This is a genomic window from Antarctobacter sp. (genome assembly GCF_965277915.1).
Lineage (GTDB): Bacteria > Pseudomonadota > Alphaproteobacteria > Rhodobacterales > Rhodobacteraceae > Antarctobacter.
The window spans coordinates 1,158,617-1,183,606 of the sequence record NZ_OZ255849.1 but is presented as its reverse complement, the minus strand read 5'-3'; the positions used below and the strand labels follow the sequence as shown (position 1 = coordinate 1,183,606).

Sequence of the window (24,990 nt, the reverse complement as noted above, 5' to 3'; positions counted from 1 at the left end):
GCAAATATGTGTCAATTAAACTTTACACTCTTGATTGTCAGGACGCCGTGCCACGAGGACAGAGGTGATGTAGGGACGCGCCGTGTATGGCCCCTCGATGCCATCGAACCCGGCCTCCCTGCACAGGGCGGCGATGCGGCCGGCAGAGCGGACCCGCCCGGTGCCCATCGACATGGTGTAAAAGGAAAAATAAACATCCGTCGCCCGATCCGGCCGCGCACCACCCGACATCGGTTCCGACACGATCAGGCGCCCGCCGGGTGGCAGAGTTTCCAGCACGGAGGCCAGCAGGGCGCGCACGGTCGTGTCGTCGTGGTCGTAGAGAACCCGCACCAAGGAAATGGCATCCGCCCCCCGGGGCAGCGCGTTCTCTCGGAAACTGCCGGGCGCCAGGGCGACTCGGTTCGCCAGACCGGCACGGGTCAGTTCCGCCTCTGCCAGCGGCATGACCCCCGGCAGATCGAACAACACCCCCCTCAGACCGCGATGGCGCCGCAGGGCTTCGGCCAGGAAAACCCCGGCCCCGCCGCCCACATCCATCAACCGCGAGACATCTTTCAATGAAACCGCCCGCAGGGTGTCCTGCGCAACCAAACGCTGCGAGCGGGCCATGAGATCGGAATAGCGCGCCGCGACCTCGGCCGGGATTTCCCCGGTCTGGCCGAGGACATAGGGCCAGAATCGCGCCATCTGCGTCTCAGCCTCCCCCCGCAAGAGCGCAACCGGATCGGCCATGTCGGCATAGAAGGCGCGGTTGTGACGGATCATTCCGGTCAGGCCGGGAACGCCAAGGATCGCCGCCCCCTTGCGGGCGAGACCAAAGGCGCCATCCCGCCGCCGCCGCAACAGGCCCAACGCCGCCCCCGCCTGCAGCAGCGCCGCCATGCGGTCCGCTGCGATGCCGGTCTCTGCCCCCAGCACATCGGGCGGTTGGGCACCGTCCAGTAGGCGGTCCAGCACGCCAAGCTCGACAAGGGCTGCCAGCACCTGGGCCGAGACGAACCCTTGCAATATGTCGAAGATCTCTGCCCCATCACGCCGGGCAAGACGAGCCCCGAAGGGCAGCCGCGCCGCCCAGTCCTGCACGCCGGGGCGCGACACCAGCCGCGCCAGCCAGCCGCCGCGACGCCTGCGGCGCGGGCCGGGCTGGTCGGCGGAGGCCACCACCCGCTCAGGCCCGGTAGCGCGCGGGCACGGCCGGCATGATCTTGTCCGCCTGGTGGCTGACCATCTGCGCCAACATGGCCTCCCCCGGGCAGGAGGGGATCGAGGCGATGGCCGCCGCGAGGATCTTGGAGAGGTGATCGACCGCCCCGCCGATGCCCATTTCGCAGACCGCGTTGGGCCGACAGTGCAGGTCATCCTGCCCTACCGGCTTGCCCAGCGACTCTTCGTCCAGCAGGGCATCGCGCAGATCGTCGGCCACCTGGAAGGCCTCACCGATGAGGGCACCCAGGTCCAGCCATTCTTCGGGGGCGTGGCCCGCCGCGATGGCCCCCATTTCGGTCGCCGCGATGAACAGCGCCGCCGTTTTGGAGCGGTGATAGGCGCCAAGGTCGATCTCTGCCTCGCTTTCCCAACCCTGCCCGGCGCAGATGCCTCCGGGCATCCCCGTGCGCCGGCTGAGCGCCAGGAGCAGTTGCGCCCCCCGGTCGGTATGATCCACCGTCGCCCGCGCCAGCACCTCGAAGGCCAGGATGATGAGGCTATCGCCGGTCAGCACCGCCAGCGGCTCGGAATAGGCGCGATGCACCGACGGTTTGCCGCGCCGCAGGTCCGCGTCGTCGAAACAGGGCAGATCGTCATGCACCAGACTGGCGCAATGGATCAGTTCCAGCGCGGCCGCGGCGGCATCGGCCAGCGCGGGTCGGTCATCGCCACAGGAGGTCGCCACCGACAAGAGGATCGTCGGGCGGATGCGTGCGCCACCGGGCTGTGTGGCATACGGCAAGGCAGAGGCCAGTTTCGCCGGGGCCGCCGCCCCTTGCGACAGCGCCAACGCCCGGGCTATCGCCCTTTCGATCCGTGCGGTCATGGGCATGGGCCACCTCCAGTATGTAATTATGAAATTACATTTGTTGTGTCAATTATACTGGACACATCCAGGCACCGAGTCAATAATTGCCGCATGACGCCTTCCGGGTTCAGCACGCATCAGGGGTGCGACGTCCTTATCGTCGGCGCCGGGATCGGTGGGCTGGCCGCCGCCGCGCGGCTGGCCCACGCCGGCCTTCGGATCACGGTGGTCGAACGCGCCCAGCGTTCCGGCGGCAAGATGCGCTGCCTGCCCTCGCCCGCCGGGCCGGTGGACGCGGGCCCAACCGTTCTGACCTTGCGTCCCGTGCTCGACAACCTGTTCACCAGCCTGGACGAGCGGCTGGATGCGCACCTGGAGCTGATCCGCCAACCCCTGATCGCGCGGCACTTCTGGCCGGACGGGTCGCGGCTGGACCTCTTCGACAGCGAACCGGATAACCTGGAGGCGCTGCGCGCCTTCGGCGGCGCCCCCGCCGTGGCGCAGTTCCGCGCCTTCTGCGACAGGGCGCGCGCCCTGTTCGAGGCCTTTGACGGCCCGGTGATGCAGGCACCTGATCCCTCGCTGGCCGCGCTCGCGGGCCGAACCCTGCGCGCGCCCGGCCTTTTGCGCCACATGGCCCCGCATCGCAGCCTGGCCTCGCTTCTGGTGAGGACATTCGACGATCCGCGTCTGGCGCAGCTGTTCGGGCGCTATGCCACCTATGTCGGCGCCTCGCCCTATCGCGCCCCTGCCCTGCTGTCGCTGATCTGGCAGGCGGAATTCGCGGGCGTCTGGAAAATCGCGGGCGGGATGCACCGGCTGGCCCAGGCGCTGGAAGGGATCGCGCGCACGCGCGCGGCACGGTTTTTCCACAACGCCCATGTGGCCCGGATCGACATCACCGGTGGCCGCGCGCGGGGCGTCACCCTCGCAGATGGCAGAACGCTGCGGGCAAAGCGTGTCCTGTTCAACGGCGACCCCCGGGCGCTGGCAATCGGCGCCCTGGGTCCGGAGGCTGTTCCCGCGGGCGGCCAGAGCGGCAAACGCCAACGCAGCCTGTCGGCCCAGGTCTGGGCTTTCGCGGCACGGGCCCGGGGGGTGGAGCTGGCCCATCACAACGTCTTCTTTCGCGCCGATCCGAAACCTGAATTCGACGCCCTGTCGCGTGGGACGCTGGTCGCGGATCCCACGCTGTACATCTGCGCGATGGACCGGGGCGGACTTGCACCGCCACCGGATCTCGAACGGTTCGAGATCATCGCGAACGCCCCGCCGCTTCCCGCCCCCGACCAGGAGCCAGACCAATGCCGCACCCGTTGTTTCGACACCCTGACCAGGGCGGGGCTGCACTTTGCCCCGATGCCGGACGCGCAAAGCCTGACCACCCCGACGGGGTTCGAGAGCCTGTTTCCCGCCTCGCAAGGCGCACTCTACGGGCAGAGCCCGGAGGCGCTGATGGCCGCCTTTCAGAGACCGAAGGCCCGCAGCCCGGTGCCGGGGCTCTACCTGGCGGGCGGCGGGGCGCATCCGGGGGCGGGTGTCCCGATGGCCATGCTCTCCGCCCGGCACGCGGCCGAGGCGATCTTGTGCGACCGAACTTCGCCCTTGCCGTCCCCCCGAACGGCTACGCCTGGTGGTACGTCGACGGCATCCGCGACGGCGGCGGGCGGGCGGTCAGCGTCATCGCCTTCATAGGTTCGGTGTTTTCGCCCTGGTACGCCTGGTCCGGGCGGCGCGACCCAGAGAATCATATCTGTCTGAACGTCGCCACCTATGGACCGGGCGGGCGCTTTGCCATGACGGACAGGGGGCGCGGCGCGCTGCGGCAAACGCCACAAAGCCTGACCATCGGCCCGTCCTCGCTGCACTGGCAGGACGGCCAGTTGGACATCCGTGTCGACGAGCGCGGCGTGCCCCCCCTGTTCGGGCGCCTGCGCGGGCGCATCACGGTGACGCCCTCGGCCCTGACGCAGGTCGAACTGCCCCTGACGCCGGACGGGGCGCATGTCTGGCGGCCCTTCGCGCCGACCTGCCACATCGACGTCGACCTGGACGCACCCGGCTGGCGCTGGCAGGGGCATGGCTATTTCGATGGCAATTTCGGTACCCGGGCGCTGGAAGAGGATTTCGACAACTGGACGTGGGGGCGCTTTCCCACCGGCTCGGGCAGCACCTGTTTCTACGACGCCCGGCGACGGGACGGGAGTTCGCTGGCCACGGCGATCCGCTTTGACGCGGAGGGCCCGGCCCGGTCGGTGACACCGCCGCCCCCGGCGCGGTTGCGACGCTCGCTCTGGCAGGTGGCGCGGCAGACGCGGGCCGACCCCGGTCAAGCGCCGCGGCAGGTACAGAACATGCTGGACGCGCCCTTTTACAGCCGCAGCATGGTGACGACCCGGCTGGACGGGACGGAGACGACCGGCGTCCACGAGGCACTGGACCTGCGCCGTTTTCGGTCTGCGCTGGTCAAGCCGATGCTGGCGCTGCGCGTCCCGCGCAGGGCGTGCTGGTCCTTCGGCCCAGACACCTGAAACAGGTCAGGCTGGTGCCACGTCCGGGTTGCGGCGCAAGACCGACAGGTTCAGCGCCCAAGCCACGGAGACCCAGCAGAGATACGGCACAAAGGCCAGGCCCGCCCAGGCATCGACCTGCCAGAGCGCAACCAGGCAGGCCGCCACCGCAAGCCAGAGCGCGCTGAGCACCACCAGTCCTGCCCGCATCCGCCGCAGCCCGAAAAAGACCGGCGTCCACAGGGTGTTGAGCGCGATCTGAAGAGCCCAGAAGGCCAGGGCAAGGCCATTGTCCGGCGCCAGGGCCACCCGCGCACCCGCAAAGGCCATCAGCAGATAGAGCGTGGTCCAGGTCACCGGAAAGGCCCAGTCCGGCGGCGTCCAGCGCGGCTTGTCCAGAGACCGATACCAGTCGCCCGGCGGAAACATTCCGCCGGTGGCCCCCGCCGCGAAACAGGCTGCGAGAAAGATCAGGAAGGTTATCCAGAACATGCTCTTCTACCTAGCGGCGGGCATGGGCGCCATCAACGGCGCGCGGCGGTTTTGTTCCTGCATTTTCAGCGCGACCAGCGCCTCGTGCAGGCTCTCGCTCCAGTCCGGCGCGGCGTCCTTGGCGGCGGCGCGCACCAGGAAATCGGTTTCCGGCAACGTGCGCGCATGGATCACCGCCGAGCGCGGCAGCGCCACCGTCAGACCCGCGCGCAGGCCCGACAGCATCAGCCAACCCAGTTTTTGCGCCCCCGTAGTCCGGGCGCGCCGGGTGATGGAGTCATACCCGTTGCGTACCACCGCGCCGCCGATCCCGGCATAGATGAACCGCGCCGCAAAGATCCCCGGACGCGTCGAGAGAGGCAGCGCGGCAATCCCGGCCTCTGACCGGTGGTACAGTTGCCCGGCTTCGCGCAGCAAGCGCTTCAGGACCAAGGCCAGTTCCGGCGACGCACGCGGCTTGCGCAACAGGTCGGCGGGGTCGACGCCCGCCCCCTGCAGCCAGTCGGTCGGCAAATAGAGCCGCCCCTCGCGCGCATCCTCGCCAACGTCGCGTGCGATGTTGGTCAACTGCATGGCGACCCCCAGGTCGCAGGCCCGGGCCAGCGCATCACGGTCGCGTACCCGCATCAGCACGCACATCATCGCCCCCACGGCCGAGGCGACACGGGCCGAATAGGCGCGCAACTCCGACAGGGTGGCATAGCGGCGGCCCATCGCATCCCAGGCCAGCCCCTCGAGCAGGGCATCCGGCAAGGCGCGCGGCATGTCGAAATCCTCGATCACGGCGGCAAACGCGCGGTCGGCGGGCGCATCGAGGGGGCGGCCCGCATAGGCCCGGTCCAGCCTGTCATGCAGGCGCAGGACGGCATCCGCCTTTTCCAGTTGCAAATCCACCGCGTCATCCGCCAGGCGGCAGAAGGAATAAAGCGCCAAAGCCGGCTCGCGCACCCGGGTCGGCAAGAGCCGCGATGCCGCATGGAACGACCGCGACCCGTGCCGGATCGCCTCGACGCAATGGGCCATGTCATCTGGCGCGATCATTCCGCCGCCACCGGCAGGCTCGGCACCGCTTGGGCATCAGGCACCAACTGGTCCAGGATCTCGGCGCTGCCGACAACGCCCGGCAGACCGGCACCGGGATGCGTGCCCGCGCCCACCAGGTAGAGGCCCTGCACCTCTTCGCTGATGTTGTGTGGGCGGAACCAGGCGCTTTGCAGGATACGCGGCTCTATCGAGAAGGCCGCGCCATGAGGGCTGAGATACCGGTCCCGGAAGGTCTCTGGCGTAAAGACCAGCGACTGGGTCAGGTGCTCGGACAGCCCCGGCAGCAATTCCCGTTCCAACACCTTGCGAACGCGGTCCCGGTAGCGCCCAGCCATATTCGACCAGTCGACACGCGTCTTGTGACCAAGGTGCGGCACGGGACTGAGCGCGTAAAAGGTGTCGCCGCCATCAGGGGCGACACCGGGATCGGTGATGCTGGGACGATGGACATAAAGGCTCATATCCTCGGCCAGGTGGCCCTTGATGAAGACATCGCGCAGCAACCCGCGGTAGCGCGGACCGTTGAGGATCGTGTGGTGACCCACGTCCTGCCATTTGCCGCGCGTACCACGGGTGCCGAAGTACCAGACAAACAGGCTCATCGACCAGCGTGTGCGGCGCAGTCGCGGCGAGGTCCAGCGGCGTCGGCCATGGCCGCGCAGAAGATGGTCGTAAGTGTGCCCGGCATCGGCGTTCGAGACCACGATATCCCCAGGCACCTCCTCGCCCCCGGTCAGCCTGACGCCCCGGGCGCGCCCGCGCTCGACCCGAATTTCATCGACCTCGGCCCGCTGGCGGATCACCCCGCCCTGCCCTGTCACGACATTGGCCATCGCCTCTGCGATCCGGGCCACGCCCCCCATCGCGTAATGCACGCCGAAGGCGGATTCTAGATGGTTCACCAGCGCATAGATCGAAGTGACATGACAAGGGTCGCCACCGATGAATAGCGGATGAAAGGACAGCGCCATGCGCAACCTCTCGTCCCGCACGCAGCGCGCCGCGTGGCCATAGACCGACCGATCCGCCCGCAGGCGCGCAAATGTCGGCAGCACGCGGATCAGGTCGGCCAGCCGATGCATCGGGCGACGGCCCAGGTCCTCGAACCCGATCCGGTAGCGTTCTTCACTGTCGCGCAGGAACCGGGCGTATCCCGCGAGGTCGCCGGGCGAGAGGCGCGCCACCTCCTGCCGCATCGTCCCGGGGTCCGGGCCAACCCGAAACCGCGCCCCGTCCGGCCAGCGGATCTCGTAGAAGGGATCGAGCGGACGCAGGTCAACGTCATCGTCGAAACGCCGCCCGCAGGCTGCCCAGAGATCGCGAAACACCTGCGGCACGGTGACGATCGTCGGGCCGAGGTCGAAACGGTGCCCACCCTGATGGATGGCCGATCCACGCCCGCCGGGCGTGTCCAGCCGGTCCAGAACCGTGACGCGATACCCCCGGGTGCCCAGCCGCATCGCGGCGGCAAGGCCGCCCAGCCCCGCCCCTACAACGAGCGCCTGCGGCGCCTCGGGATCGACCGGCCTGTGGCTATGAAAGGAGTCTGCGCCTGTAAACATTACCCAAGCCTACATGTGTAATTCTAAATTGACAATCTCGTATCGAACCCCTTCTCTAAGAGGGGTTTCCATGTCAGGGTACCCTGACACCAGCCAAGGAAGGCCAGCCAAGAGGAGGAAAGGCCATCCAGGTCGTCAGCCTGAGTTTCTTTCGCTTTCCGCACGGGGTCAGCCGGCTCTGGGCCTTTGCGATGATGGGCCTTGCGCGCCCGGCCCTGCGTCGGACCGAAGGCATCGGCTTCTGGAAGCTCTGCGGCTCGGGCACGGGCGAAGGCTTTACGCCACTGCCGGAAACCGGGGTCTACGCGATCCTTGCTACGTGGCCGGACCTGCAAAGCGCCCGGCGCCAGACCCGCGACGCCCCGGTCTATCGGCGGTATCACAGACGCGCTGAAGACAGCTGGACCGTGTTCCTGTCCCCGGTTTCGGTCCGTGGGGCCTGGTCACGGCAAAGCCCGTTCGAGGTGGGCGACACAACGGCCGTACCCGGCCCCGTCGCGGCGCTGACCCGGGCCACGCTGCGGGTGTCAAACCTCTGGCGGTTCTGGCGCCGGGTTCCAGACATCAGCGCCGCCATCGGGACCGACCCCGCCGTCTCCTTCAAGATCGGCATCGGAGAGGTTCCCCTGCTGCACCAGGTGACCTTTTCGATCTGGCCCGACAGCGCCAGCATGTCCCGCTTTGCCCGCGCCGACGGCCCACATGCCCGCGCCATACGCGCCGTGCGCGAGGGCGACTGGTTCCGTGAGGAGCTCTACGCCCGGTTCCGCATCCTCGGCGCCAGCGGTCGCTGGCCGGGCGGGCCTCACCTGACACCAGCCGGACCGAAGCCATGACCCAGAGCTTTCCCTTTTCGGCCATCGTCGGCCAGGACCAGATGAAGCAGGCGATGATCCTGACCGCCATCGACCCCGGGCTGGGCGGCGTGCTGGTCTTCGGCGACCGGGGCACCGGCAAGTCCACCGCCGTGCGCGCCCTGGCCGCGCTTTTGCCGCCGATCACCGTTGTTGCGGGCTGCCCGGTCAATTCCGCGCAACTGGATGATGTCCCCGACTGGGCTGGTCCCGTCGACGAGACATTGACGGAACGCCCGACCCCGGTCGTGGACCTTCCGCTGGGCGTGACCGAGGACCGCGTGACCGGCGCGCTGGATATCGAGCGTGCCCTGACCCGTGGCGAAAAGGCCTTTGAACCCGGTCTGCTGGCAAGGGCCAATCGAGGCTATCTCTATATCGACGAGGTCAACCTGCTGGAGGATCACATCGTCGACCTCTTGCTGGACGTGGCACAATCGGGCCTCAACGCCGTTGAGCGCGAGGGTTTGTCGATCCGCCATGCCGCACGCTTTGTCCTTGTCGGCTCGGGCAACCCCGAGGAGGGCGAGCTGCGTCCGCAGTTGCTGGACCGGTTCGGCCTTTCGGTCGAGGTCCGCTCTCCCGACAGTATCGAAGAGCGGGTGGAGGTCATCCGCCGCCGCCATGCCTTTGAAACCGATCACGACGGTTTCATGGCCGGCTGGCAGGCCGAGGATGCCGCGCTGCGCAGCGCCATCCTGGAAGCGCGCGCGGCCCTGGCGGGAACGGCGCCAACCGAAGAGGTGCTGACAGATTGCGCACGGCTCAGCATGGCGCTTGGGGCTGACGGCCTGCGCGGCGAACTGACCCTTTTGCGGGCAGCTCGGGCGCAGGCGGCCTTTGAAGACACCGCGATCACCCGCGACCACTTGCGTCAGGTGGCGCCATTGGCGCTGAGCCACCGGTTGCGCCGCGATCCCCTGGACGAGGCGGGATCGGCCGCGCGGGTCGCCCGCGTCGTCGCCGAGACCCTGCCATGACCGTCATGCCCTCCGACTGGATGCGGGCGCAGCGGGCGCTTGCGGCGCTGGCCATCGACCCGGCGGGGCTGGGCGGCATGGTGATCCGGGCACGGCCCGGCCCTGTGCGCCAGCGGCTGGAAGATGGGCTGGGGGTATTGCCGTTGCCGCTGCGCCGGGTCCATCCCGGGCTGGACGATATCCAGCTCTTTGGCGGACTCGATGTCGCGGCATCGCTTGCGGGCGGAGGACTGGTGCGCCAGCCCGGCCTTGTAGCCCGAGCCGCGGCGCTGGTCATGCCAATGGCGGAACGGGTCCCGCCCGGGCTGACAGCGCGTCTTGCCGGTGTGCTGGATGGCGACACGGGGCATTGCCTGATCCTGCTGGACGAGGGCGCCGACCCGGACGAGACCGCGCCGCAGGTCCTGACCGACCGGCTTGCCTTTCACCTTGACCTGTCCGAAATCCGGGCCACGGACGCCCTGCTGCGCCTGCCAGCCCCGGCGGACATGGACGCTGCGCGGGCGCACCTGCCAAGGGTCGAGGTGCCGGATGATCACCTTGCGCAGCTTGTCCACCTGGCCGCGCGCTTTGGCATCCACGGTTTGCGCGCGCCGCTGCTGGCACTGCGCTGCGCGCGCGCGCTGGCCGCGCTCGACCTTCGGAACCGCGTAATAGCGGAACACCTGCGCGAAGCGGCGGAACTGGTCTTGCCCAGCCGCGCCACGCAGATCCCCCAGGCACCGGACGACAACGACAGCCCGGAACCGCCACCGCAAGACGAGAGCGAGGCGCAGGGCGATGGCGCCGCGATAAAGGATCTCCCGGACGAATTGCTGGTCGAGGCCATTTCCGCCATCCTGCCGCCGGACCTGCTGACCCGGCTGGACCGGGGGGGCCCCACGCGCGGTGGCGGACAGGGCTTTGGCGCCGGGGGCAAGCGCAAGGGCAACCGACGCGGGCGGCCCCTCCCCTCTCGGCCCAGTCGCCCGGACGGGCGCGCACGGATCGACGTGGTGGCAACGCTGCGCGCGGCCGCGCCCTGGCAACCGCTGCGGCGCGCGGCGACGCCCGGCAAGAAACATCTGATCATCCACCCCGGCGACCTGCGCCTGCGCCAGACCGAGGAGCATTCCGACCGGCTGGTGATCCTGGCGGTCGACAGCTCGGGGTCTGCCGCGCTGGCCCGTATGGCCGAGGCAAAGGGCGCCGTCGAGCTTTTGCTGGCACAAGCCTACGCCAAGCGCGATCTCGTGGCGCTGGTCACCTTCCGCGACACCTGCGCCGACGTGCCCCTTCCGCCGACCCGGTCGCTGGTACAGGCCAAGCGCCGCATCGCCGCCCTGCCCGGCGGTGGCGGCACCCCCTTGGCAGCGGGTCTGCGCGCCGCGCATGACCTGGCGCTGCAAGGGCTGCGCAACGGGCAAAGCCCCTGCCTGGCGCTGCTGACGGACGGGCGCGGAAACATCGCCCTGAACGGCAGCCCGGGCCGCGCCGCCGCCGCTGCCGATGCCCGCGACATGGCCCGCCTGTGGCGGGGACTGGGCCTGCCCGCCATCGTGATCGACACCGCCAACCGGCCCGGTGCCGAAGGCGCCGAGCTGGCGGGCTGGCTGGATGCTCGCTACCTCGCCCTGCCGCGCGCCGATGCGCGGCGCATCAGCGCCGCCGCCGACGCCGCCCTGTCGGGATAGCCGCCGTGGACTGGGACAGGGATCTGCCCGGCTGGCCGCATAGCGGCCTGTCGCGCCGCATCGCCCAACGCCCGCACCTTTGGCATGTGCAGGAAACCGGGACCGGCGACACGGTTCTGCTATTGCACGGCGCAGGCGCATCGACCCACAGCTGGCGCGACATGATCCCCCTGCTGGCCGGGCAGTTCCGGGTGGTCGCAGTGGATCTGCCCGGCCAGGGGTTCACACGGCTGGGCAGCCGCGCCCGTTGTAGCCTGACCCACATGACAGAGGACATAGCCACGCTATGTGCCGCGCAGGGCTGGAACCCCGCCGTGATCATCGGCCATTCCGCCGGGGGGGCCATCGCGCTGAACCTAGCACGCAGGCTGCGGCCCGCGCCGGCGGTGATCTGCCTGAACGCCGCGCTGGGGCGGTTCGATGGCGCGGCGGGCTGGCTGTTTCCGATCCTGGCCAAGCTGATGGCGGCGACGCCGCTGGCGGCAATGGCCTTTACGGCCGCAGGGGCCAGCCCGGCGCGTACCCGCCGCCTGATCGCCAGCACCGGCAGCCGGTTGAGCGACGAAGGCATCGGTTTTTACGCCCGGCTGACCGCCGACCGCGAGCATGTGGACGGAACCCTGCAGATGATGGCCCGCTGGAATGTCGACCCGGTGCTGGACTGGCTGCCCCGGATCGAAACGCCCTGCCTGATGCTGGCCGCAGAAGGCGACCAGGCCGTGGCGCCCGAGATTTCGCGACGCGCCGCCGCCCGCCTGCCCCTGGGCCAGTTCCGGGCAATTCCCGGTCTTGGCCACCTCGCGCATGAAGAGGACCCCGACGCCGTGATGCGCCCACTGCTGGATTGGGTGTCGGACCTGCCGCCCACCCTTGGTTCCGCCGCCAAGTCGCGGTGAGTCCCTACAGCCCCACCGCCGTGAAGGCGCGGGACAGCTTGTCGACCAGTTCCGACGCCTGATCCTCTGTCAGGATGAAGGGCGGGGCCAGCAGGACATGTGCGCCCTGCTTGCCGTCGATGGTGCCGCCGTTCGGGTAGCAGATCAGGCCCTCGGCAAAGGCCGCCGCCTTGATCTGGGCATGTATCTTGCGCGCGGGGTCGATGGGCGCCCCTGTGGCGCGATCCTGCACAAGTTCCAGCCCCAGGAACAGCCCCCTGCCCCGGATGTCGCCGACATGGGAATGCTGGCCGAACCGATCCTCCAGCATCCCGCGCAGAACGGCTCCCATCGGATGCACGCGGCCCAGCAGGTCATCGCCGACCAGCCTGTCCAGCACCGCGCCCGCCGCCGCACAGGCGACCGGGTGGCCGACATAGGTGTGGCCGTGCTGGAAAAAGCCGCTGCCCTGCGCAATCACATCGTGCATGACCTCGGTGCAGAGCATCGCGCCGATGGGTTGATAGCCCGCGCCCAGCCCCTTGGCCACACAGAGAATGTCCGGCGCCACCCCATCCTGCTCGCAGGCATACAGCGTGCCGGTCCGGCCCATGCCGCACATCACCTCGTCGAGGATCATCAGGATGCCGTGGCGGTCGCAGATCTCGCGGATCCGCTTGAAATACCCGGGCACGGAGGGCACCGCGCCCAGCGTGGCGCCCACCACCGGCTCTGCCACGAATGCCATGACGGTCTCCGGCCCGACGCGCGCGATCTCGTCCTCGATCTCGGCGATCAGCCGGTCGCAATAGTCGACCTCGCTCTCGCCCTCTTGCTGGCCGCGATAGGCGTAGCAGGGCGAGACATGGCAGACCTCCATCAGGAGCGGCGAGAAAGGTTCGCGCCGCCAGGCATTGCCGCCGGTGGCCAGGGCACCCAGCGTATTGCCGTGATAGCTTTGCCGGCGGGCGATGATCCGGCTGCGACCCGCCTCGCCGCGTTCGAGGTGGTACTGCCGCGCAAGCTTCAGCGCCGCCTCCATCGCCTCGGAGCCGCCGGAGACGAAATAGACGCGGTTCAGGTCACCCGGCGCAAGCGCCACCAGCCGGTCGGCCAGAGCCTCGGCGGGCGGAGAAGTGAAGAACCCGGTATGGGCAAAGGCGATCTCGGCCAGCTGGCTTCGGATCGCCTCTGTCACGTGGGCGTCGCCGTGCCCCAGGCAGGAGACGGCCGCGCCGCCCCGTCGAGGTAGGCCTTGCCGGACTGGTCGTAGAGATAAGCCCCCTCGCCTTGCCGGACTGGTCGTAGAGATAAGCCCCCTCGCCGCGGGAAACCGCGGGCGGCGCCTTGACGCTGCTGCGATGGAAGACATGGGACATGGGCGTTTACCACCTTGGTTGTGCACCTTTCTCGGCCCGCCGGCGCGCGCCTCTGCCGCCAGTTCAGCGGGGGTCATCGGAAGGGCATCATGATCGGAGTCGGGACGTCGGGCGCCGTTGGGCGCGGCCTTGGTTTTCACGGTAGGTTCGGATGACGCGAAGTCATGGCCCATGACACAGGCACTTTTCGGCTAAGCTGCGAACAGGAACGTTTGAAACATATGTTTCTCATGTTGACAAGATTCAAAACATATGAAACACCCTGAAACAGTCGAAACGATCCAGGAGAGCGGATGCCGGCCCAGCGTCTCGAAGCGCGCATCGCGCACCGCTACGGCGGGTTGAGCCACAAGCTCCGGGAGGCGGCGGACTACGTCATTGCCCATCCCGTCGAGGTGGCCACTCGTTCGCTGCGGTCTGTTTCGGCGGCAAGCGCGGTGTCCCCGGCCACCTTTTCGCGGCTGGCGCGGGCGCTGGACTTCGCCAGCTACGAAGAGCTGCGCGAACTGTCGCGCCAGGCCATCGGCGACCAGGTGGTTTCCTTTGCCGAGAAGGCAGCGCAATTGCAGACCCCCGGCGAAGAGGATGCCTCGATGCTGGACCGGCAGGCCGGGGCCTGCATGTCGAACATCGCCAGCCTGGCCCAGGGGATCGACCGCGAACGCCTGCAAGAGGCGGTGGACGCCCTGGCCCAGGCGCGCCGCGTCACCGTTTTCGGGGCCTTCGCCTCGCACGGGATCGCCGAGCATCTTGCCTACCTCGCCAACTATTTCCAGTCCGACTGGACCGTCCTGTCGCGCGCGGGCAGCGCGCTGTCGGCGGCGATCGGGCTGTTGGAACCGGGCGATGTCTTTCTGGTCATCACCAAGACCCCCTATGCCCGCCGCGCCGTCCTTGCCACGCAGATGGCCCGTGAAAGCGGTGCAACCACGATTGTTCTGACCGACACCCACGCAAGCCCGGCACTGATGCATGCCGACCTCGGCTTTTGCGTGCCGTCGGACAGCCCGCAGTTCTTTTCCTCTTACGTGGCGACTCTTGCGCTCATGGAAACTCTGGTTGCGATGATCGTCTCGCAGTCCGAAGATGACATTGGTGAAAAGATTCGCCTGGTGGAGGAAAGAAACCGACGCCTGGGAGATTTCTGGGCGGACGAGAGCTCACCATAACGACAACAGGAGAGAAAGTTATGTTCGACAATGTGAAACTCGGCGCCGTCGTGGCACTGGGTGTTGCGTGCGCGGCACCGATGGCTTCGGCGCAAGAGTTCATCTCGATCGGCACCGGCGGTGTGACCGGGGTCTACTATCCCACCGGCGGTGCGATTTGCCGCCTCGTCAACAAGTCCCGCAAGGAACACGGCATCCGCTGCGCAGTCGAGTCCACCGGCGGCTCTGTCTACAACATCAACACCATCAAGGCCGGCGAGCTGGAATTCGGCGTCGCGCAGTCCGACTGGCAGTACCATGCCTACAACGGCACGTCGAAGTTCTCCGACAACCCGTTCCCGGAAATCCGCGCGGTGTTCTCGGTCCACCCCGAGCCCTTCACCCTGCTGGTGCGGGGCGACAGCGGCATCACCGGCTTCGAGGAACTCAAGGGCAAGCGCGTGAACGTCGGCAACCCCGGCTCGGGCCAGCGCGCCACGATGGAAGTTGTCATGGATGCCTTCGGTGTCACCATGGACGATTTCGCGCTCGCGACCGAGTACAAGGGCTCGGAAATGGCCAAGCAGCTTTGCGACGGCAACATCGACGCGATGATCTACACCATCGGTCACCCGGCCGCCGCCATCAAGGAAGCCACCACCACCTGTGACGTGAAACTGGTCGATGTGGTCGGCGAGCCGATCGACAAGCTGGTCGCCGACAACCCCTACTACCGTGTCGCCACCATCCCGGCCGGCATGTACGCGGGCAACGACGCGGACAACACCACCTTTGGCGTGGGCGCCACCTTCGTCACCTCGGCCGATGTCTCCGAGGACGTGGTCTATGTCGTCGCCAAGGCCGTGATGGAAAACATCGACGACTTCCGTCAGCTGCACCCGGCTTTCGCCAACCTCGACCCGGCACAGATGGTCAAGGACGGCCTCAGCGCACCGCTGCACCCGGGCGCCGAGAAAGCCTACAAGGAACTGGGCCTGATCGAGTAATCCTCGGGCCACGGACGGCGGCAGGGCAATCCTGCCGCCGTTTTTCCTTGGCAGGACAAATTTCTTCGAAGAGATTTGAGATACGCCTCATGCGTTTGCCGGCGCCGCCAGGGCGGTGCCGCAACATTATCCTCGGACGCGCCCACCGCCGGGCGCGCACGATCCAATGTCTTCGAAGGCATTTGCAGGGCATCCCGAACCGCCCACGACAAACAAGAAACACAGGGGGACATCATGGCCGATCCACAGGCTCAGGACCGCAGCGCCGACGACATGGTCGCCGAAGCGGATACCGGCGCGCGCAACCCGCAGGCCAGATGGCAGGCGCAGCTGATCATCGGCACCTGCATCGTCTGGTCGCTGTTCCAGCTCTACATCGCCTCGAAGGTGCCCAGCTTGCTGGCGACGACCACCGGCATCAGCTTTTTCGCCAATGTCGTGGCTCAGGCGCGTTTCGTGCACCTGGCCTTTGCCATCGCCCTGGCGACAATGGCTTTCCCGCTGACGAAATCCGCCCCGCGCGACCGGATCCCGGCCTATGACTGGGCGCTTCTGATCCTGGGCGTCTCCGCTTGTCTCTATCTCGTGGCCTTCCGTTTCCAGATCGCGGACAGGCCCGGCCTGTGGAACACGACGGATGTCACCATGTCGGCCATCGGCATGATCGTTCTGATGATATCGGTCTACCGGTCCCTGGGCCTGCCACTGGTCATCATCGCCTCGTGTTTCGTCCTCTTTGCCTTCTTCGGCGGCTATTCCGAATGGGCGCGGAACATCACCAACTACGGCGGCGCATCGTTGTCCAAGGCGCTGGGTCACTACTGGATGCAGACCGAAGGGGTCTTTGGCGTGGCGCTTGGCGTCTCGACCACGATGATCTTTCTCTTCGTGCTGTTCGGCGCCCTGCTTGACCGCGCTGGCGGCGGCAACTGGTTCATCCGGGTGGCCATCGCCCTGCTGGGCGCGCTGCGCGGCGGACCGGCCAAGGCATCGGTCCTGTCCTCGATGCTGACCGGCATGATCTCCGGCTCGTCGATCGCCAACACGGTGACAACCGGCACCTTCACCATCCCGCTGATGAAGCGCATCGGCTTCCCGGCGGAAAAGGCCGGCGCGGTCGAGGTGGCCAGCTCCACCAACGGCCAGCTCACGCCGCCCGTCATGGGGGCCGCCGCCTTCCTGATGGTGGAATACGTCAACATCCCCTACATCGACGTGGTCAAGCACGCCTTCCTTCCGGCGGTGATCTCCTACATCGCGCTGCTCTATATCGTGCACCTTGAATCGCTCAAGATGGGCCTCAAGGGGCTGGAGAAACCCGGCCGCCGGATCGGCGTCATCATGATCCTGATCCTGTTCCTGTCGGGCTTCATCTTCCTTGGCATCTGCGCCTTCCTGATGATCGGTCTGCGCGGCATCCTGGACCCGATCATGGGGGATTCGATCTATGCCGCCGTTGCGTTGGTCGGCGCGCTTTACATCACCCTTGTCTGGCTGGCATCGCGCTACCCGGACGTCGAGGAAGACACCGAGGGCGAACCCTCCGCCCCCGCCTGACGCCGACGCTGATCGGCGGGCTCTACTTCGCGGTGCCGATCTTCATCCTGGTGTGGAACCTGATGATCCGGACCGACAGCCTCGACCGGCTCTCGCCCGCGCTCTCGGCCTTCTGGGCGACGATCTTCATGATCATCATCGCCCTGACCCACCGTCCGCTCAAGGCGCTTTTCCGCGGTGAGGGCCACGTTGCAGAGGCCGTGGCCGGCTGGGCGGATTTCGTGCAGGGTCTGATCCTGGGCGCACGCAACATGATCGGCATCGGCGTCGCCACCGGCGCCGCCGGCATCATCGTGGGCACCATCAGCCTCACCGGCGCCCACCAGGTCATCGGCCAGGTGATCGAGGTGCTCTCGGGCGGCAACCTGATGATCCTGCTGATCCTCGTGGCGGTGCTCTCGCTGATCCTGGGGATGGGCCTGCCGACGACGGCCAACTACATCGTGGTCAGCTCGCTCATGGCCCCGGTCATCGTCAGCGTGGGCGCGCAGGCGGGCCTGATCGTGCCACTGATCGCGGTGCACATGTTCGTCTTCTACTTCGGCATTCTTGCGGATGACACGCCACCAGTGGGCCTTGCGGCCTACGCCGCGGCGGCGATCTCGCGCGGGGACCCGATCAAGACCGGTGTCCAGGGCTTTGCCTATGACATCCGCACGGCGCTGCTGCCCTTCCTGTTCATCTTCAACACCGACCTGTTGCTGATCGACGTGGGGCTGCTCAAGGCGATCTTCGTCTTCTTCATATCCCTCACGGCGATGTTGCTCTTTGCGGCCGCAACCCAGGGCTATTTCATCGCCAAGTCGCGGCTATGGGAGACCGCGGTCCTGCTGCTGATCGCCTTCATGCTGTTCCGGCCCGGCTTCTTCCTCGACCAGGTGAGCGAGAAGTACAACAGCGCCGAGGGACCGGCCGCGCTGGCGCTCATGGCCGATGTGCCAGAGGGCAAGGACGTGCGGATCACCGTGGAAGGCCCGGATTTCGACACCTTCGAAGTCAGGCCGGTGACCATCGTTCTGCCCTCCGCCGGGGCCGAGACGCTGGATGCCCAGGGCCTGGTGGTCAACGAGGAGGACGGCAAACTGCTACTCGACGAACCCTTTGGCGGGCCGGACCTGATCCAGCCGGTCAGCGGGCAGGAGTTCGACTACTACGCCGACGATCCCGTCCAGATCACCCGGGTCGAAGTCGAGAACGAGCGCATGCCCAAGGAGCTGTTCTTCATCCCGGCACTGCTGCTCTTGGCGGGTATCGTCCTGGTGCAGCGCCGTCGCGCCACCCAGGCACCGTTCTGAGCGGCTCAAAGAGGAGAGACGATATGTACAGCAAGATCCTTCTCGCGGTCGATCTGAACGACACCAGCGGCGCCGCCCGCATCGCCGAGTACGGCGGCAAGCTCGCCCGCATGTGCGATGCCGAGGTGCATGTGATCAGCGTTGTGCCGGCGATGGGCTTCGCCCTCGTCGGGTCAGCCTTCGCCGGTGATTTCGCCGGCACGATGATGGAGGAAACCCGCGCCAAGATGCACAAGTGGATCGACGAGGTGCTGGGCATCGAGGCAAATATTCACGTCGATCAGGGCACGGTCTACGACAAGATCATCCGCACCGCCGAAGACATCGGCGCCGAGGCGATCGTCGTCGGGGCCCACCGCCCCGAACTGCGCGACTACCTGGTCGGCCCGAATGCCGCGCGGGTGGTCCGCCACGCCAAACAGTCGGTCCTGGTGGTCCGCTGAGATCAAGCCAGACGCTCGACCAAGACGGCCCCGGTCCTCTCGGACCGGGGCCGTTTGCGTCTCGGCCCATTGCAGCACCGGCGCTCGGCCTGTTTCCTGCGTACTCCGGAAGCGAAGGAACAGGTGCAGCCTGTCCAATGGGTCGGCGGGCGGGCGCCTTTGCGGCAAAGCCGCAAACAGAGCCGTCCCGCCGACGCCGTCAGTAATCCCGTTCGAAAAACACGCCCAACCCGCTCGACCCGTCAGAGCCGAGGCGGCCACGCACCGTCACGTTGGAATTGACGTTCAGGTTCAGGTTGATCTCGGTCTTGCCCTTGGCGTCGACACTGACGTCGCTGTAGAGGTTCTCGCCCAGGTAGGCTCCGACACGCGCGCGCGCCGTCCCGTCATCGCTCGTTCCCACGTCCAGGTCCGCCACCCCCAGGCCGCTGCGCAGGGATTCCGTGAGGCCCAGACCGCCTCGGCCCGACAGGGTCCGGATGGCCGAGGCCAGCTGAACCGCCTGCAGCGCGGAAAGCTCCGTCGCCGAACGGCCAAAGAGGAAAAAGGACATGGCCTCGTCCTGCGGCAGGTCCGGGACGGACCCCACGCTCAGTTCGGGCGACGAGGCCGGCCCCTCGATGGTGATGGTGATATCCGTGTCCTCGACGCGCGTGCTGGCAACGAAACGGACGATGGGATCGAAACTGCCGCGCAGGAATACAGCGCCCTCGGTCAGCTCCAACCGGCGGCCCAGAAGGTCCAACCGGCCGCGGATCAGCTCGAACTGTCCGACCGGCACGATATCCGAGGTGGTGCCGCTCAGGCGCAGGCTGCCTCCCAGTTCCGCGTCCAGCCCCCTGCCCCGCACGAAGATACGGTTCTCCGCACGGACCGTCACGTCCAGAGGAAAGGCGGGCAGCGGCGCCCCGGCGGCCTGTGCGCTGCGGTCCAGTCCTGCGTAGCGCAGGGTCACGGCCACGTCGCCCGGCATGCCCCGGTGTTCCAGCCCGTCCAGCGCCGCATAGCTGGCGCCGATGTTCGGGATCCGTGCCTCGACCTCGCCGAGGTCGATGGTGCCGGCGATCCGCGCACCGCCGGTCAGGGGCCCCTCGATGCGGATGCGCCCGTTCGCCGAAGTCTCGAACAGGTCCGGCTGGCGTACGACCGCGCTCCGCAGGCGCAGGACCAGCCCCGCATTGAAGGGTGCCGCAAGGGCCACCGGACCTTCCAGCGACACGCGTCCGCCGCTGTCCAGTGTGCCCTCCATCGACACGTCGGCGCGCCCGCCGGACAGACGGATCTGGCCGCCCAATCCGCTCAGCACGATGTTCTGTGCCGGTGCCGCGAAACGCGCGCCATCGGTCGAGATCGTGCCCGAGACGGAAGAGAGCGCGGGCGGGCCGGAGATCCCGAGGTCGAAGCGCGCGATGCCGCTGACCACCTGGGGCGCCAGCCGCCCGTTGGCCAGGGAGAGCGGTGCCGAACCGGTCAGCGCCACGTCAAGTCGGCTGAAGTCGGCGGCGGCAGAGCCGCGCAGACGCGCGCCGATGCCCGCCGGGCCACTTCCGTCCAGAGACAGTTGCCAGGGGCCGCCGCTGCGCCGGGCGCTGCCGGTGACCTGCGCCCCGCCGGGCAGGTCCGGCACGATCTGGCCGAGGTCGGCCAGCGCCACGACCAGGTTCAGATCCGCCATCTCCTCGGGGCCATAGCTGCCGGTCACCCGGGCGTCGATGCCGTTGGCGTCCAGCATGGCCTGACCGATGCGGTAAGCGCCGGTGTCCAGCCGCTCGACCTGCAGGTCCAGCCGCGAATTGCCGGCCAGCAGCGGGTCCACGGTGGGATTGCCGATGCCAAGCCCCTGCCCCCGGACGACTGCCGTCAGGTTCAGCGGCCCGTCCAGCACGCCACCCGAGGCTTCGGCCTCGATCTGGGCCGCGCCGCGCAGGTTCTGCCCTGTCAGCCGCGACAGGGGCGCCAGCGAGGCCGCGCTGGCGGTCAGTTGCCCGTCCACCTGCGGACCATCGGCCCCGGCAGGGTCAACCGTGCCGGTGAACCGCGCGTTCACGACCCCGTCCAGCCGCAACGGGTCAAAGCGGATCGCCCCGTTCCCGCTGCGCGTGGCCTTGACGCTCAACGCGGTTCGGCCGACCAGCAGCGGATCGATTTCGGGGAGGCCCAGGCGCAGGTCGGTCACGCGCCCCTCGGCGCTGACGTCGAAATCGGCCCCGTCCAGGCTGCCCCTGCCGGTGACGGTCAATTCGGCGCTGCCACCCAGAGCGCGCCCGGCCAGCCCGGAAAAGCCCGACAGGCGGGCCAGCGTCGCCTCGAGCCGCCCGTCGGCAAGCGGCACATCGGGGCCAAGATCCACCGTGCCGTCAAAGATCAGCCGCCCGGCGCGGGCGAGGTCCCCCTCGGCGCCCAGCGTCCAGACGTCACCGGCCTGATCAGCGCGCAGCACCAACGTGGTCGGCCCGTTCAACTCGGGCAGGACAAGCGCGGTTTCACGAATGCGCGCCTCGGCCCGCAGGGTACTGGCACCGGTGGCCAGCGTACCGCCACCCTCGATCCGTGCCTCGGGCGTGACCAGCAGGAGTTTCTCGGCCCGCAACCCGGCTTCGTCGCGCACCGCCTCGACCTGCAGGCTGCCGACGCCGGCAATCAGCGGATCGACCTGCGCGATGCCGGTGGCGAGGCCCCGCGTCGTGCCATCAAGGGCCAGGTCGAAACCGCCCGTGACGGGGGCCACCTCGCCCCGGATCGTCAGATTGGCAGCGCCCTCAAGCGCCACGCCCGACAAGGCGGCAAAGCGAGACAGATCCTCGGCCGCCAGCCGCAGATCCGGGGTGACACGCGGGTTCAATGTCTCGGCGTCGGTAAAGGTGAGCGTGCCGGTCAGGCCATAATCGGCCCCCGACAGGTCAAGCCCGCGAAGATAGAGCGGCGCACCGGGCTGCCAGTCGACAGAGAGCGCACCGCGCAGCGTCGTGCCCACGGCCTCGGCCAGGGCCGGATCGGCCAGGGCCAGTCCACCCGCTGCCAGCATCAGGTCGCCGGTCACGCGGCGGGCATCGCGGTCGATCTCGCCCACACCGCTCAGCAGCAGGCGGTCCGCCTGCCCGGCCCCTGTGGTGATCCGCTCGGATTGCAGGCGCAGCGCCCAGCCATTGCCTTGCGAGGCGTCAAAGGAGCCTTCCAGCGTGACGCCGGTGACATAGACCTCCTGTCCCGGCAGCGGCAAGAGCACCTCGTCGCCTTCGGGCGGGGTGATCTGCCCTTCGAGTGCAAGGCGTTCCGGCCAGCCGTCGCCGTTGATGGCGGCAGAGCCGGTCAGGAGAAGCGCCTCGGCGCTCAGCCGCAGGTCCTGCAGGGCAATGGCGCCATCCGCGCTGCGCGTCGCCTCGGCCTTGAGCGCGATGTCATCGCCCAGGAATTCGCGGTAGGCGGGCGCCAGCACCGGCGCCAGGTCGCCGCCGATGTCCAGCGAAACGCGCTGTGTCTCGGTATCGCCATCGGCCCGCAGGACCACCTGTCCCGCCAGACGTTCGACGCCATCGGTCGACAGACGCAGGCGTGCTTCGAAATCGTCGATGGGCGCGTCGCCGGTCAGGCTGAGCGCCACGGCGGGTTCGCCTTCAAGGCCAAGCGCGCGCGCCGCAAGACCGCCGGCCGGCTCCTCGAAACTTGTGTCGAGCGTCAGTACTCGGCTGGTGTTGGAATAGGCCCCGGACAGGCGCAGGTTACCGCCCTTGTCCAGCCGCTGAACCTGTAGTTCCGCGTTGCCGTCCCCGCCCGACAACCGGGCATTGCCGGTGACGCGGAGCACCAGGTCCTCGGTGGCGACGGGCGCGCCCAGCGCCACTTCGCGCAGGTCAAGCTGCGCGAGGTTCAGGGAGACCGGCAATTCGGGCAGTTGAAAGGCGCTGCGGGCCTCTGGCGCGGGTGGCGCATCGCTGGCCAGCGGCACCGGCAGGCGCGGCATATCGATCCGGCCCACGGTGATCTCGTCGATTTCGACCGCGCCGCGCACCAGCGCGGTCCGCGTCCAGGTCATTGCCACGTCGGTGGCGGTCAGCCAGACGCCATCCTCGTCCGCGATGGTGATCCGGTCGATCGTCGCGCGCGAACTCAGCGCCCCGGCAAACCCCTCGATTCGCACATCGCGCCCCGAGTCCGACAGCGCGTCTTCCAGCAGCCCTTGAAGATAGCCGCGATCGTCATCTTGTGCCAAGGCCGCCAGCGGCCAGAGCGCCAGCAGCAGAAAGAACCTCAATAGTCGCATCAGAACGCCTGCCCGATCCCGATATAGATCTGTACGCCTTCGCCCGTGTCGCCACCCACCGGTCCGGCCACGTCAAAGCGGATCGGTCCGACCGGCGTGTCATATCGCAGGCCCAGACCCGCGCCGGCGTGCCAGTCGCCCGACCCATCCACGAAACTTTCTGTCCCGACATAGCCCGCGTCGGCAAAGCCCACGACACCGATGGTGTCGGTCACGTCATAGCGGACCTCGGTCGAGAGGCCCATGAAGCTGCGCCCGCCCAGGCGCGTCCCCGAATAATCCACGTCAAGGGAGCGGTAGGGCTGGCCCCGCACGGTGCCTCCGCCGCCCGAATAGAGCAGGAAGTCCGGCGGCGCGGTCTGCGCATCCGGTCCGAACAGCCCGGCCAGTTGCAGCCGCCCGGCCAGAACCAGCGACTCGTCGGTGCCAAAAGCCCGGTAGCCGCGCAGGTCCAGCGCATAACGCGCACCGGATTCGCCGTCGCTGACGATGGAAAACGGCTCCAGCTCGGCCCGCAGGTACAGGCCCTCGGTCGCATCCAGCGGATCGTCCCGCCGGTCGATGGTGAACGCCGTCGGCAGCGACAGCAGGGTCAGCATCCGCGTCGGATCGCCCGGCAGGTACAGATCGGTGATGCGCGAGCGGCTGTAGGAAATCCCCAGCTCACCGCTGACCTGCTTGGAAAACTCTCGCGTGACCCCAAGGCCCAGCGTGAACGAACGGTCGATGTAGTCCGGCTCGTCGTCGTAGCTGAATCCGGTGGTGGCAAAAAACATCGTGTCGGCGCCGTAGACGGCCGGTTTCTCGAACCGGGCGTTCACCTCATAGTCGGGCCGCATGCCAGAGCCGCCCAGCTGGGTGGCCTCGCCCTCGACCCGCAGCCGCTCGGCCCCGCCAAAGAGATTGCGGTGCAGCCAGAACCCCGACAGCCCGACGCCCTCGGACGAGGACAGTTCGGCGCCGAAGCCGAAGCGGCGCGGCTTGCGGTCGGTGACGTCGATCATGATGTCGAGCGTATCGTCGGGCCCGCCCTGATCCGCTTCCGAAACGGTGACGGACCGGAAGGTACCGGTGGCCCGCAGGCGCTGCGCCGCGTCCTCGACCTCGACCGGGTCGAAGGTCTGGCCGCGCGGGATGCCCGCGATCTGGCGGATGCGGGCCGCGCGCACCGCGCTTTCCGAAGTGACGACCACGTCGCCAAAGCGGAACTGCCGGCCCTTTGAAACCGCAAGGGACACATCCAGTCGCGCATCCGGATGGCGCGCGGTGATGGATTGATCGGCGATCCCGGCCTTGGCGTAGCCCACGGCGCGCCAGCCATCGACCGCCGCCTGCGCGGTGTCGCGCACCACGGTGGCGCGGGCCGGTTCCCCGCGCGCAAAGCCCTCTGGCAGCGGGGTGCGCTTGTGGACCGGGGCGACAAGGGTCTCGCCAAAGGTAAAGGTCGGCCCCGGGTTCACTCTCACCTGCACGTCGCCGATGCGGTCGGGCACCGAGAACGGCGGAATGGTCGCAGCCTCGCGACCGTCGAGCTGGATGCGCACGACCGCCGAGTAATAGCCCTGCGCATATAGCGCCTCGACGAGGCGGGCGTAATCGCCCTGCGCAGCGGCCAGGACGTCTTGCGGTGCGCGGTCCTCCTCACCTTCCAGCTGCGACAGAATCGAGACCGAGCGCAGGCTCTGGATCAGCCCCTCCTGGTCGGGTCCGGCCACGCTGAAGGTCAGATTGTCATAACTTTCCGCCGCATGCGGAAGCGTCAGGCAAATGCCTGTCAGCACGGAAAAAACGGTGCCACGAAGGGTGGCACGCAGCCGCCCGGCCCCTGCCGGACGCTGGGTGCGCAGGTTTGCGCGCGTGGATATATCTAGACGTTGCCCCATGCCTCTACCC

The 24,990-nt window shown here is 68.1% G+C and carries 17 protein-coding genes and 1 pseudogene; 10 read left to right on the top strand and 8 right to left on the bottom strand.

Features of this window, described 5'->3' with window-relative positions:
* Positions 1–15: 15 nt before the first annotated feature.
* Both ACQY5B_RS06545 and ACQY5B_RS06540 read right to left on the bottom strand, forming a co-directional pair.
* Complete coding sequence (locus ACQY5B_RS06545; RefSeq protein WP_420325878.1) at positions 16–1,167, bottom strand: methyltransferase; 1,152 nt, start codon at positions 1,165–1,167, stop codon at positions 16–18.
* A gap of 4 nt (positions 1,168–1,171) precedes the next feature.
* Positions 1,172–2,041, bottom strand: a complete 870-nt coding sequence (locus tag ACQY5B_RS06540; protein ID WP_420325879.1) for a polyprenyl synthetase family protein — start codon at positions 2,039–2,041, stop codon at positions 1,172–1,174.
* A gap of 87 nt (positions 2,042–2,128) precedes the next feature.
* On the opposite strand from ACQY5B_RS06540, the gene crtD reads away from it, so the two are divergent.
* Together crtD and crtC are read left to right on the top strand one after the other, a co-directional pair.
* On the top strand, positions 2,129–3,712 hold the full coding sequence (gene crtD, locus ACQY5B_RS06535) for a 1-hydroxycarotenoid 3,4-desaturase CrtD (protein WP_306043405.1): 1,584 nt from the start codon (positions 2,129–2,131) through the stop codon (positions 3,710–3,712).
* Entirely contained in the window at positions 3,604–4,548 is a 945-nt protein-coding gene (gene crtC, locus ACQY5B_RS06530) for a carotenoid 1,2-hydratase (protein ID WP_500862041.1), read from the top strand. Before crtD ends, crtC begins: the two co-directional genes overlap by 109 nt.
* A gap of 6 nt (positions 4,549–4,554) precedes the next feature.
* Here the strand turns inward: crtC and tspO are convergent, their stop codons facing one another.
* The 3 genes from tspO to ACQY5B_RS06515 are packed head-to-tail and all read right to left on the bottom strand — an operon-like array spanning position 4,555 to position 7,625.
* Positions 4,555–5,019 (bottom strand): tryptophan-rich sensory protein TspO, encoded by a 465-nt coding sequence (gene tspO, locus ACQY5B_RS06525; RefSeq protein WP_420325880.1) that lies wholly within the window; start codon positions 5,017–5,019, stop codon positions 4,555–4,557.
* 6 nt (positions 5,020–5,025) lie between these two features.
* Positions 5,026–6,060, bottom strand: coding sequence for a 15-cis-phytoene synthase (gene crtB / locus ACQY5B_RS06520; RefSeq protein ID WP_420325881.1), 1,035 nt, complete (start codon positions 6,058–6,060; stop codon positions 5,026–5,028).
* Positions 6,057–7,625: a phytoene desaturase gene (locus ACQY5B_RS06515; protein ID WP_420325882.1), complete on the bottom strand. Its 1,569-nt coding sequence runs from the start codon at positions 7,623–7,625 to the stop codon at positions 6,057–6,059. Before ACQY5B_RS06515 ends, crtB begins: the two co-directional genes overlap by 4 nt.
* Before the next feature lie 125 nt (positions 7,626–7,750).
* Here ACQY5B_RS06515 and crtA point away from each other — a divergent pair, with 125 nt between their 5' ends.
* The 4 genes from crtA to bchO are packed head-to-tail and all read left to right on the top strand — an operon-like array spanning position 7,751 to position 12,028.
* On the top strand, positions 7,751–8,461 hold the full coding sequence (gene crtA, locus ACQY5B_RS06510; RefSeq protein WP_420328697.1) for a spheroidene monooxygenase: 711 nt from the start codon (positions 7,751–7,753) through the stop codon (positions 8,459–8,461).
* On the top strand, positions 8,458–9,459 hold the full coding sequence (gene bchI / locus ACQY5B_RS06505) for a magnesium chelatase ATPase subunit I (protein WP_420325883.1): 1,002 nt from the start codon (positions 8,458–8,460) through the stop codon (positions 9,457–9,459). Before crtA ends, bchI begins: the two co-directional genes overlap by 4 nt.
* A 5-nt stretch (positions 9,460–9,464) precedes the next feature.
* Positions 9,465–11,132, top strand: coding sequence for a magnesium chelatase subunit D (locus ACQY5B_RS06500; RefSeq protein WP_428400349.1), 1,668 nt, complete (start codon positions 9,465–9,467; stop codon positions 11,130–11,132).
* A gap of 5 nt (positions 11,133–11,137) precedes the next feature.
* Positions 11,138–12,028 (top strand): alpha/beta fold hydrolase BchO, encoded by an 891-nt coding sequence (gene bchO, locus ACQY5B_RS06495; protein ID WP_420325885.1) that lies wholly within the window; start codon positions 11,138–11,140, stop codon positions 12,026–12,028.
* A 4-nt stretch (positions 12,029–12,032) separates the two neighbouring features.
* Here bchO and ACQY5B_RS06490 read toward each other — a convergent pair whose 3' ends face one another.
* Positions 12,033–13,205 carry an aspartate aminotransferase family protein gene (locus ACQY5B_RS06490; RefSeq protein WP_428400329.1) on the bottom strand — a complete coding sequence of 391 codons (1,173 nt, stop codon included), beginning with the start codon at positions 13,203–13,205 and terminating at the stop codon, positions 12,033–12,035.
* A gap of 474 nt (positions 13,206–13,679) precedes the next feature.
* Between ACQY5B_RS06490 and ACQY5B_RS06485 the strand changes: the two genes are divergently transcribed.
* From ACQY5B_RS06485 to ACQY5B_RS06470, 4 genes and pseudogenes are all read left to right on the top strand, one after another.
* The gene (locus tag ACQY5B_RS06485; RefSeq protein WP_420325887.1) at positions 13,680–14,555 is read left to right on the top strand and encodes a MurR/RpiR family transcriptional regulator; all 876 of its coding nucleotides are present in this window, start codon (positions 13,680–13,682) and stop codon (positions 14,553–14,555) included.
* A gap of 20 nt (positions 14,556–14,575) precedes the next feature.
* Positions 14,576–15,541, top strand: coding sequence for a TAXI family TRAP transporter solute-binding subunit (locus ACQY5B_RS06480; RefSeq protein ID WP_305972195.1), 966 nt, complete (start codon positions 14,576–14,578; stop codon positions 15,539–15,541).
* 234 nt (positions 15,542–15,775) lie between these two features.
* Positions 15,776–18,393, top strand: a pseudogene (locus ACQY5B_RS06475) (TRAP transporter permease).
* A 23-nt stretch (positions 18,394–18,416) separates the two neighbouring features.
* Entirely contained in the window at positions 18,417–18,836 is a 420-nt protein-coding gene (locus tag ACQY5B_RS06470) for a universal stress protein (RefSeq protein ID WP_420325888.1), read from the top strand.
* 199 nt (positions 18,837–19,035) lie between these two features.
* On the opposite strand, the gene ACQY5B_RS06465 is transcribed toward ACQY5B_RS06470, so the two are convergent.
* Together ACQY5B_RS06465 and ACQY5B_RS06460 are read right to left on the bottom strand one after the other, a co-directional pair.
* Complete coding sequence (locus tag ACQY5B_RS06465; protein ID WP_420325889.1) at positions 19,036–23,097, bottom strand: translocation/assembly module TamB domain-containing protein; 4,062 nt, start codon at positions 23,095–23,097, stop codon at positions 19,036–19,038.
* Positions 23,097–24,980 (bottom strand): autotransporter assembly complex protein TamA, encoded by a 1,884-nt coding sequence (locus ACQY5B_RS06460; RefSeq protein WP_420325890.1) that lies wholly within the window; start codon positions 24,978–24,980, stop codon positions 23,097–23,099. Before ACQY5B_RS06460 ends, ACQY5B_RS06465 begins: the two co-directional genes overlap by 1 nt.
* Positions 24,981–24,990: the final 10 nt, after the last annotated feature.